This is a genomic window from Marinobacter caseinilyticus, assembly GCF_011074955.1.
GTDB lineage: Bacteria > Pseudomonadota > Gammaproteobacteria > Pseudomonadales > Oleiphilaceae > Marinobacter > Marinobacter caseinilyticus.
Genome location: NZ_WUQJ01000006.1, coordinates 283,660 through 293,527, shown reverse-complemented (window position 1 = coordinate 293,527; position 9,868 = coordinate 283,660). Strand labels below are relative to the sequence as shown.

The following is a 9,868-nucleotide window of genomic DNA, read 5'->3' as shown; positions in this document are numbered from 1 at the left end:
ATACCACGGAGTCAGAGAGGATTTGAACCGAAAGAGGTTCGACCGGAGCAGGCGAAGCCTGTGGAGGAACGCGGGAGCGAAGCGACGGCGACTCCGGAGGGGTGAGGGCGTAAGCCCGAATAATCCTCCCAGCCGCACCCTATTCAAACAAAAGACCCCGCCTTGAGCGGGGTTTTTTGTTTACAGGCAATAAAAACCCCGCACGAGGCGGGGTTTACTTAGCGCCATACGGGATTTACATCTTGCCCATTGAGTGGGCGCCCTGAAGCTGGCCTCGAATGGCACCGTTCGGAAAATCAGGGTTGTGGATATTGATGTAGAAGTCGGACGGATTCTCAAGGATACGCTTGACGATGCCTGCTTCGCCGGTAGGGAATTTGCCTTTTTCACCTTCTGTCAGGCAATCGGCCGCATCACCGTCTTCTGGCCCGGCCAAAGCGGCCACGGGAGCGCCATTCTTACCCATGGCGGCTTCGTGGATATGGGCCGCCATGCCCTTTTTAACCGGTACCATTTGAATGCCTTCAACCTTGATGACGTAACACAGGGTTTTGGGATCATTGTCGACGCCAAAAACAAAGCCGTAGCCACTGCCATCCATGTCGCCTGCGGAACCCACCATATCGCCACCGGATAAAGGCACGGTCAAAACGTGATTGGTGTGTCCTGCTTGCGCCAGTGCTGAAAGACCCAGTGCGAGTCCGGTAGTGGTAGCCATCAGAAAAGACTTGATCTGTCGTGCATTCATGCTGTGTTCTCCAAGTAATGGTTATTGGGATGCTTGCTCGCCACCCTCAATACCATTACTCGTCACAAACGCGTTTGGATGCACTTGCCAATCTCTATTTGTTTGAAAGCTGCAGATCACCACATAAGGTCGTCGGGGATTTCGTAGTCAGCGTAAGGATCATCTGTGGCTTCATCGTCTTTCTGACGCTCATGTAAAACGAGGACTGCAGTGGGGTCGCGGTCCATGATCTTGCGTGCAACGCCTTCGGCAACCAGTTCATAGGCTTCGTTGATGTAAACCACCGCCAGGCGACCCCTCGAGAGTTGGTCCAGCATGGTTTCATCAACATATATTTTTTTTATTTTTTTATCGTGCACGAACTGGTAGGCGGTCTCGCCACCCCTTCGATCAAGGCGATTGGTCTGAACCAACTGGCGTATCTGGGCTTGCACGGCTTTGCGTTCGGCCGCTTGTTGACGTTCAAGATTTAATTTTCGATCCCTGTCTGCCTTCTCGGCACGAGACTGCTGGGCCCGTATCTGGGTTTCGTTGGGTTGAACGGTCCCTTTGGGCTGCTGTTTCCGCTGCTTGTGCTTCTCTTTCTTGATGGCGTTGGCTTTTTTCTCATCGGCCAGGCCCGCTTTCATCAATTGATCCTGTAGTGACGCCATAATGGTTCGCTTTCTCCTCTTATGCCAGACGGCTATCGCTGTGATGAGGTAGTATACGCACAGATTGTCCCATTCGGGACCAGCCGCTTAATTGTTCAGGATTCGCTATGCCGTCTTTCAATGAATTAGGGCTTTCGCCCGCCATGCTCACCAATCTTGGCCGACTTGGTTATCAGCAACCGACAGCGGTGCAGGGCGCCAGTATTCCGCCCGTATTGGCCGGTGACGATGTGATCGCAATGGCCAAAACCGGCAGTGGTAAAACGGCGGCTTTCGGTATTGGGCTGATTGAGCGGCTGAATGTGCGGCACTTTGCGGTTCAGGGGCTTGTGCTATGCCCAACACGGGAGTTGGCTGACCAGGTCGCCAAGGCTCTGCGAGAACTTGCCCGTGCGCGTGACAATGTCAAAATTATCACCTTGTGCGGCGGGGTTGCGATCGGTCCTCAAATTGGTTCGTTGAGTCATGGTGCGCACTTGGTTGTGGGCACTCCGGGGCGGGTACAAGACCATTTGCGCAAGGGCACGCTGGTGTTGGACAAACTGAAAACCCTGGTTCTGGACGAGGCGGACCGGATGCTGGACATGGGGTTCAGCGAATCCATTAACGACATTTTGTCGCAGCTCCCTTCGCAGCGACAAACGCTGTTGTTCTCGGCAACCTGGCCGTCGGCGATTCGTAGCCTGAGCGAAGCCTTCCAGAATGACCCGGTCGATGTCCGGGTTTCTGACTCCGAGTCCGCCCCTGACATCGACGAAATGTTTTTTGAACTCCAGCCCGGACAACAAACAGACGCATTGGCGGCTCTTCTATCTGAGCATCAGCCCGCGTCCTGTATTGCTTTCTGCACCACCAAACAGCAGTGCGATGACATTGCCGGCGCACTCAACGATCGAGGGTTCAGTGCGCTGGCTTTGCACGGTGATCTGGACCAGAAAGATCGGGATGCGGTGCTGGCGCAGTTTGCCAATCAAAGCTGCGCGATACTGATCGCGACCGATGTGGCTGCCAGGGGGCTGGACATCAAATCGTTGCCCTTGGTGGTCAATGTTGAGCCAGCGCGGGATTCTGAAATTCATACCCATCGTGTTGGGCGCACCGGGCGTGCCGGCGAGAAGGGTAAGGCGGTCACATTCTGTACACCGGCCCAGGGCCATCGGGTCAATCGATTGGAGAGTGTCGGCGTGAATGCCCTGGTGTGGGGCGATACCGGTCAGTTACTCGGGGTGACGGATCGCCCGGTTCAGCCGGCCAAGAGAACTTTATGCATAGCGGGCGGCAGAAAAGACAAAGTCAGGCCCGGGGATATACTCGGCGCATTGACCGGCGATGCGGGGCTTGATGGCGCAGCCGTTGGCAAGATTGATCTGTTCGAGTTTCAATGTTTCGTTGCCATCAACCGGGATGTGGCCAAGCAGGCCCTGAAGCGACTTGAGGCCGGGAAGATTAAAGGCCGAAAATTCAGAGTACGAATGGTGTAAAAATGTTGGCGGACATAACACAGAATTGAGACTTCTGACGGTTTATGGTGCGATCTATATCAATTGATTTGGTTGCTCATAAATGCGTAAGACGGTAAATTACGCAGGATTTTGCCCCCCGAATCGGTCTGGGTCTTGATTTGCAAGCCCGACGAACCGGGGAAAATCAAACAACTAGTCAAGGTAGCCCATTTATGAATGAGCTGATGTCACAGGCGGTCGATCTGATGATTGCAGGTATGGGGTTTGTATTCTCCTTCCTGATAATCCTCGTGTTCGCCACGCTGATTATGTCAAAACTCATTTCCCGGTATTCCTCGCCGGAGCCGGTAATCCCGGCACGTACAACGCGTGCAAGATCATCAGCACCTACGCCAGTCGACCCTGGTACAGCTGAAGCCATTAAAAAGGCAATTGCACAATACCGGTCGCGCCACAAGAAGTGATCCGGCACACGAAATAGAACCTTTTAACAGAAGGCTGACACGATGACAGACACAAAGAAACCATTAGGGATAACGGACGTCATTTTACGTGACGCACACCAATCCCTCCTGGCCACGCGCATGCGCCTGGACGACATGCTCCCCATTGCAGAGAAACTCGATCAAGTCGGTTTCTGGTCACTGGAATCCTGGGGTGGTGCCACATTTGACTCCTGCATCCGGTATTTGGGCGAGGATCCATGGGATCGCATTCGCCAATTAAAGAAGGCAATGCCAAACACGCCGCAGCAAATGCTTCTTCGCGGCCAAAACCTGCTGGGCTATCGGCATTACGCAGACGATGTGGTTGAGCGCTTTGTCCATCGTGCCGCTGAAAACGGCGTGGATGTGTTTCGTATTTTCGACGCGATGAATGACCCGCGTAACCTGGATACGGCGATCAAAGCCGTCAAGAAGACAGGCAAACATGCCCAGGGCACAATTTCCTACACCGTGAGCCCGGTACACACTGTCGAAATGTGGGTCGAGTTGGCGAAAACCATTGAATCGATGGGCGCCGATTCCATTGCCATCAAGGATATGGCTGGCCTGCTTAAGCCTTACGTTGCCTTTGATTTGGTAACACGTCTCAAAAAAGAACTGAAAGTGCCGGTTCATATGCAGTGTCACGCCACTACCGGCATGTCGACTGCGACAGCACTCAAGGCCGCTGAAGCGGGTATTGATAACGTTGATACCGCGATTTCTTCCATGAGTATGACCTACGGTCACTCACCCACCGAGTCTGTGGTTGCCATTCTGGAAGGTACTGATCGGGATACCGGGCTGGACCTTAACCTGCTGGAAGACATAGCCGGCTATTTCCGCGAAGTTCGTAAGAAATACGCCAAGTTTGAAGGCAGCTTGCGTGGTGTCGATTCCCGCATCCTGACGGCTCAGGTGCCCGGCGGCATGCTGACCAATATGGAAAGCCAGCTGAGGGAGCAGAACGCCGCGGATAAGTTCGACCAGGTTCTGGCTGAAATCCCGAAGGTGCGTGAAGATCTTGGTTTTATTCCACTTGTGACGCCAACGTCGCAGATTGTTGGCACCCAGGCGGTCTTGAACGTTCTGACCGGCGAACGCTATAAGTCGATCTCCAAGGAAACCGCCGCCGTCCTGAAGGGCGAATACGGTTCGGCGCCTGCCGACTTCAATAAAGAGCTGCAAGAACGCGTTCTTGATGGCAAGAAGCCGGTGACCTGTCGTCCGGCCGACCTCATTGAAGCAGAAATGGACAAGCTGACCACCGAGCTCAAAAAACTGGCGGGTGAGAAGAACATCAAACTGGCGGACCAGGAAGTGGACGATGTGCTCACTTATGCCCTGTTTCCACAGATTGGTCTCAAGTTTCTTGAAAACCGTGGTAACCCGGATGCGTTCGAGCCGGTGCCGACAGCTGAAGATGCGGTCGCAGGTTCCGTGCCTGCCAAGAAAGGTGGGCCTGAGACCTATACCGTGACCGTCAGTAACAAAGAATACGTGGTTGCAGTCACCGAAGGCGGTGAGATCAGCGCCATTGAGTCCAAAGGAAGTGCTGGGGGTGCGACCGCACTTGCTGCTCCTGCTCCTGCCGGCGATGGCGAGCCGGTTTTGGCACCATTGGGCGGTAATATTTTCAGGGTGGAGGTGTCGCCTGGCGATATCGTTGAAGAGGGCGATGTACTGATCATCCTCGAAGCCATGAAAATGGAAACCGAAGTCCGTGCGCCAAAAGCCGGTACGGTCGGAGAAGTCTTCATCAAGGTCGGCGATGCGGTTGCCGTTGATGATGAAATGCTGACAATCGCATAAGGGCCAGCATTCCATGGATAAATTATTGACGTTGTGGACGGGTAGTGGCCTGTTCAATCTTTCGGGCGGCCAGTTCTTTATGATCTGCGTCGGCCTGTTGCTGTTGTTCCTTGCTATTCGCAAGGGGTTTGAGCCATTGCTGCTGGTGCCGATTGGTTTTGGCGGCATTCTCGCGAATATTCCGGAAGCCGGCCTTGCGCTTTCGGCTGCTGAAAATGCGATCCACTTTGCCAAGCCCGAAGTGTTGGCAGCATTGGCCGGCATTCTGGATGTGTCGTATCAAGCGGGTCAGTCGGTTACGCCGGAAGTCCTGGACGCTTTCAAGCATGCCTACAAGCTGGGAAGCTACGATGTGGTTCAGCAAGTCAATGTGTTGGCCCAGACACTGGGTTACACCAATGGCATGCTGTACAACTTCTACAGCGTATCCATCGCCAGCGGGGTAGCGCCCCTGGTCATCTTTATGGGTGTGGGTGCGATGACCGACTTCGGACCATTGCTGTCAAATCCCAAGACTTTGCTTCTCGGCGCGGCTGCGCAGTTCGGTATCTTTGGCACCGTGATTGGTGCGGCCCTGCTCGATATGACCGGCGTGATGGATTTCACCATTATGGAAGCTGCAGCCATTGGTATTATTGGTGGTGCGGACGGTCCGACCTCAATCTATGTGTCCAGTATCCTGGCACCACACCTGCTGGGTGCGATTGCGGTGGCGGCTTATTCCTACATGGCCTTGGTGCCAATGATCCAGCCTCCGATTATGAAGGCACTGACCTCACAGAAAGAGCGGGCCATCAAGATGTCCCAGCTCCGCGCCGTCAGCAAGAAAGAGAAAATTGTCTTTCCGTTGGTGGTGTTGATGGCGGTTGTGTTGTTTCTACCCGATGCAGCGCCGCTGCTTGGTATGTTCTGCTTCGGTAATTTGATGCGTGAATGTGGTGTGGTTGAGCGTCTGAGTGATACCTCCCAGAATGCCCTGATCAACATTGTCACCATCTTCCTGGGGCTGTCCGTTGGCTCCAAGCTGGGGGCAGACAAGTTCCTGGACTTGCAAACGCTGGGTATCCTGCTCTTGGGTATGGCAGCGTTTTGTGTGGGTACGGCGTGCGGTGTTCTGATGGCGAAGTTGCTGAATGTTTTCAGCAAAGAGCAGATCAATCCATTGATTGGTTCGGCCGGTGTGTCAGCAGTGCCTATGGCAGCCCGAGTCTCCAACAAGGTCGGTCTGGACGCTAACCCCCAGAACTTCCTGCTGATGCACGCCATGGGGCCGAACGTAGCCGGTGTTATCGGCTCGGCGGTCGCCGCTGGTGTGATGATCAAACTGCTGGGTTAAGGCTGGGGCCATACCAGTAGCCCGTAGTACTGGCAGTGGTATTGATGAGTAGTGCTAACAGTACTGACGTGATTAGAAAAGCCCCCGTGGATTCGTCCACGGGGGCTTTTTTGTATATAGCGCCTGAGCGGAAAACACGGCTAGGTTCATCCGGAGTGTCGCCCTCTGCCGTCAAAGGGTTTTTTGTAGCAGCAATCTTCGGAGACAGCCCACAAAATCGATGCCTTAACACGCACCCGAGGTGCGCATTTATGGGTTAATGAAAGTCCCTTGAAGGCACTTTCAGGTTACGGATCAAGTGGCTTAAATCCGAAAGTTTGCCCGCCATCACATGGGCAATGCCGCCATCGCGTTCAAGAATGCCTTTCACATGCAGCAATTGCGCCGTTAGCAGTGGCTGTCGCTGACGGCGGGCGGTATCCAGCCAGACCACGACATTGATATTTCCGGTTTCATCTTCCAGGGTCACAAAGGTAACACCCGACGCCGACCCGGGTCGTTGTCTGCCGGTGACCAGGCCCACCACCTGAACCGGTCGGCCGGATTCGGCTTCAAGCAGATCCTGTGCGCTTACGCAGCGCTGAAAGTGGCCTTGGCTTCTCAATATGTCGACCGGGTGCCGGCCCAGCGTCAGGCCTTGGGAGGCATAATCTTCGAGGGCGCTTTGGCCTTCGGTGAGCGCCGGTAGTGGTACGCGAGGGTCAGTTTCATACTCGTGCGGGTGGTCGTTGATAAACAGAGCTGCAGGTGTCTGGTGGCCTAGCAGTTGCCAGTAGGCCTGGCGCCGGTCAAGGTCCAGGCAGTTCAGGGCGTTGGCGCCGGCTAAGATTTCAAGGTCGCGGGGGGGCAGGCCGGTGATTTGACGAAGTTCAGACAGACTGCGGTAACCTCCGCTGGGCCGCCGAGTAACAACTTGTTGGCCGGCCTGTTTTGACAAGCCTCGAAGCAGGCGAAGGCCCAGTCGCAATGCTCCACCCGGTTGCTCCAGGGTGTGATCCCAGTGACTGTGATTGATATCCGGTGCCAGCACAAAGACATGATGCCGTTTGGCGTCCTGCAGTAATTGGGAGGGCGAATAAAAACCCATGGGCTGACTGTTCAGTAGGGCGCAATAAAAAGCCGGGGCATGATGACGCTTGATCCATGCCGACACATAAACCAGTAAGGCAAAGCTGGCGGCATGGGATTCGGGAAACCCATAGCCACCGAAACCGCAGATTTGCTTGTAAAGTCGTTCCGCAAAGTCAGCATCATGACCCCTATCCAGCATGCCGTGAACCAGTTTGTCCCGAAAGGGCGACATGTCCCCATGAGCCTTCCAGGCCGCCATGGCACGGCGCAATTGGTCCGCTTCACCAGCACTGAACCCGGCCGCAACCATGGCCAGTTTGATGACCTGCTCCTGGAAAATCGGAACCCCGAGTGTCCGCTCAAGGACACCTCGGATGGCGTCGCTGGGATAGCTGACCGGCTCCAGACCATGCTTTCGGCGTAAATAGGGGTGCACCATATCGCCTTGGATCGGCCCTGGCCGCACAATAGCAACTTCAATCACCAGGTCGTAATAGGTCTCCGGTTTCAGGCGCGGCAGCATATTGATCTGAGCTCGGGATTCGACCTGAAATACCCCAACGCTGTCGCCCGCCTGCAACATTTTATAGACCAAGGGATCTTCTGTGGGTACATCCTGCATACTGAAGCGGTGGCCTTTTTCGGCACTGATCAGGTCTAGCGCTTTACGAATGGCGGACAACATGCCCAGGGCCAGCACATCCACTTTCATCAACCCCAGGCTCTCCAGGTCATCCTTGTCCCACTGGATGACGGTGCGGTCTTGCATGGCGGCGTTTTCCACCGGGACTAACTCGGCGAGCGGTCCGGCGCTGATGACGAAACCACCGACATGCTGGGACAGGTGTCTGGGAAACCCCAGTAAGGTATTGACCAGGGTAAAAAACTGATTCGCCACCCGGGCCTTGCGCGTCAGTTTTTTGTCGAGTATCTGCTGACGCCAGTCGGTCTCTCGGTCGCGCCAGTCAATGCCGTTCAATAGTTGCTCGATCAGCACAGGATCAAAGCCCAGGGCTTTACCAACGTCCCGGATAGCGCTGCGTGGACGGTAACGTATGACCGTCGCCGCCAACGCGGCACGTTCCCGGGAGTAGCGTCGATAAATGTATTGAATGACTTCTTCCCGGCGCTCATGTTCGAAATCCACGTCAATGTCGGGTGGCTCGTTCCGGTCTTTGGAGATAAACCGCTCAAACAGCAGTTCGACTTTGCGTGGGTCTACCTCGGTAATACCCAGGCAATAGCAAACCGCCGAGTTCGCGGCCGAACCGCGGCCCTGACAGAGGATGCCCTGTTGGCGTGCAAAATTGACGATGTCGTGGATCGTCAGGAAGTAATGTTCGTAATGCATCTCCGAAATCAGTGCCAGCTCTTTCTGTATGAGTGCTCGAATCGGTTTAGGGGTGCCATCGGGGAAGCGTCTTTGCTCGCCTGTTTGGGTCAGTTGTAGCAAATGGACGGCGGGACTCACGCCGTCGGGTACCAGATCCGGGGGGTATTCGTAGCGCAGTGAGCCGGGTTCAAAAGAGCAGAGGTCGGCTATGACAACAGATTCCGACAGCCAGCCCCTGGGGTATAGGCGTTCGAGTACGGGCAGGGGCCTGAGGTGCCGCTCGCCATTCTGAAACAGGTGCTTGCCTGCCATTTCCACGGAGCAGCCATGCCTGATGGCGGTCAGTACATCCTGCATGGGTTGACGGTCACGGCGATGGGTGTGGACATGACCGACCGCGGTAATCGGACAGTTGAGGCTGCTGGCCAGCGTTTGAAGCTGCTGGAGATGGTCTTCTTCGCGATCCTCCAGGGCGCGATGGGCAGCCAGCCATAACCGACCGTCAAAGTGATGTTTCAGCCACTGGCCGCAGGCATGAGCCGTTTCGCAAGCGTGTCGGTATAAACAGCGCGGAGCCCAGAGGCAGAGGCAGTGACTCAGGTCGTGAAGGCTCAGGTCTTCTGCCGTCAGCAGGTATTGCCCCTTGGGCGCGCGTCGCCTGGCAGTGGTGATCAACCGGCAAAGCTGCCCGTAACCGACGCGGTCACGGGCGAGCAGAACAATGTCGGCAGTCATGCTGTCAGGGTGCTGGCGAATCTGAAAGTGGCTGCCGGTAATCAGTTTTACTGAGCTGTCTTTCAGCGCCGCCCAGGCTCGGGGAATCCCCGCAACCGAACAGGTATCGGTGATGGCCAGAGCCCGGTAGCCTAACTCCATGGCCCGTTCAGCCAGCTCTTGCGGGTGTGAGGCGCCGGTCAGGAAGGTGAAGTTACTATGGCAATACAGTTCGGCGTAGGACATGTTGGTG

The 9,868-nt window shown here is 55.3% G+C and carries 7 protein-coding genes; 4 read left to right on the top strand and 3 right to left on the bottom strand.

The window, feature by feature from the left end; genetic code table 11:
• Positions 1-235: 235 nt before the first annotated feature.
• Entirely contained in the window at positions 236-748 is a 513-nt protein-coding gene (locus tag GRX64_RS03555; protein ID WP_235937500.1) for a CHRD domain-containing protein, read from the bottom strand.
• A 116-nt stretch (positions 749-864) separates the two neighbouring features.
• Complete coding sequence (locus tag GRX64_RS03550; protein ID WP_166263805.1) at positions 865-1,401, bottom strand: DUF2058 domain-containing protein; 537 nt, start codon at positions 1,399-1,401, stop codon at positions 865-867.
• Positions 1,402-1,508: 107 nt separating this feature from the next.
• On the opposite strand from GRX64_RS03550, the gene dbpA reads away from it, so the two are divergent.
• The 4 genes from dbpA (at position 1,509) to GRX64_RS03530 (ending at position 6,497) form a co-directional block, all read left to right on the top strand.
• Complete coding sequence (dbpA, locus tag GRX64_RS03545; protein ID WP_166263804.1) at positions 1,509-2,882, top strand: ATP-dependent RNA helicase DbpA; 1,374 nt, start codon at positions 1,509-1,511, stop codon at positions 2,880-2,882.
• A gap of 194 nt (positions 2,883-3,076) precedes the next feature.
• Complete coding sequence (locus GRX64_RS03540) at positions 3,077-3,328, top strand: OadG family protein (protein WP_166263803.1); 252 nt, start codon at positions 3,077-3,079, stop codon at positions 3,326-3,328.
• Between the two features lie 42 nt (positions 3,329-3,370).
• On the top strand, positions 3,371-5,161 hold the full coding sequence (oadA, locus tag GRX64_RS03535) for a sodium-extruding oxaloacetate decarboxylase subunit alpha (protein ID WP_166263802.1): 1,791 nt from the start codon (positions 3,371-3,373) through the stop codon (positions 5,159-5,161).
• 13 nt (positions 5,162-5,174) lie between these two features.
• Complete coding sequence (locus tag GRX64_RS03530) at positions 5,175-6,497, top strand: sodium ion-translocating decarboxylase subunit beta (protein WP_166263801.1); 1,323 nt, start codon at positions 5,175-5,177, stop codon at positions 6,495-6,497.
• 256 nt (positions 6,498-6,753) lie between these two features.
• Here the strand turns inward: GRX64_RS03530 and GRX64_RS03525 are convergent, their stop codons facing one another.
• A complete protein-coding gene (locus GRX64_RS03525; RefSeq protein WP_166263800.1) occupies positions 6,754-9,861 on the bottom strand; it encodes an error-prone DNA polymerase in 3,108 nt (1,035 codons plus the stop codon).
• Between the last annotated feature and the right edge of the window lie 7 nt (positions 9,862-9,868).

Coding starts and splice junctions, on each gene's coding strand:
- GRX64_RS03525 (WP_166263800.1), bottom strand. CDS start 9,861: ATGTCCTACGCCGAACTGTATTGCCATAGTAACTTCACCTTCCTGACC.
- oadA (WP_166263802.1), top strand. CDS start 3,371: ATGACAGACACAAAGAAACCATTAGGGATAACGGACGTCATTTTACGT.
- dbpA (WP_166263804.1), top strand. CDS start 1,509: ATGCCGTCTTTCAATGAATTAGGGCTTTCGCCCGCCATGCTCACCAAT.
- GRX64_RS03540 (WP_166263803.1), top strand. CDS start 3,077: ATGAATGAGCTGATGTCACAGGCGGTCGATCTGATGATTGCAGGTATG.
- GRX64_RS03555 (WP_235937500.1), bottom strand. CDS start 748: ATGAATGCACGACAGATCAAGTCTTTTCTGATGGCTACCACTACCGGA.
- GRX64_RS03530 (WP_166263801.1), top strand. CDS start 5,175: ATGGATAAATTATTGACGTTGTGGACGGGTAGTGGCCTGTTCAATCTT.
- GRX64_RS03550 (WP_166263805.1), bottom strand. CDS start 1,401: ATGGCGTCACTACAGGATCAATTGATGAAAGCGGGCCTGGCCGATGAG.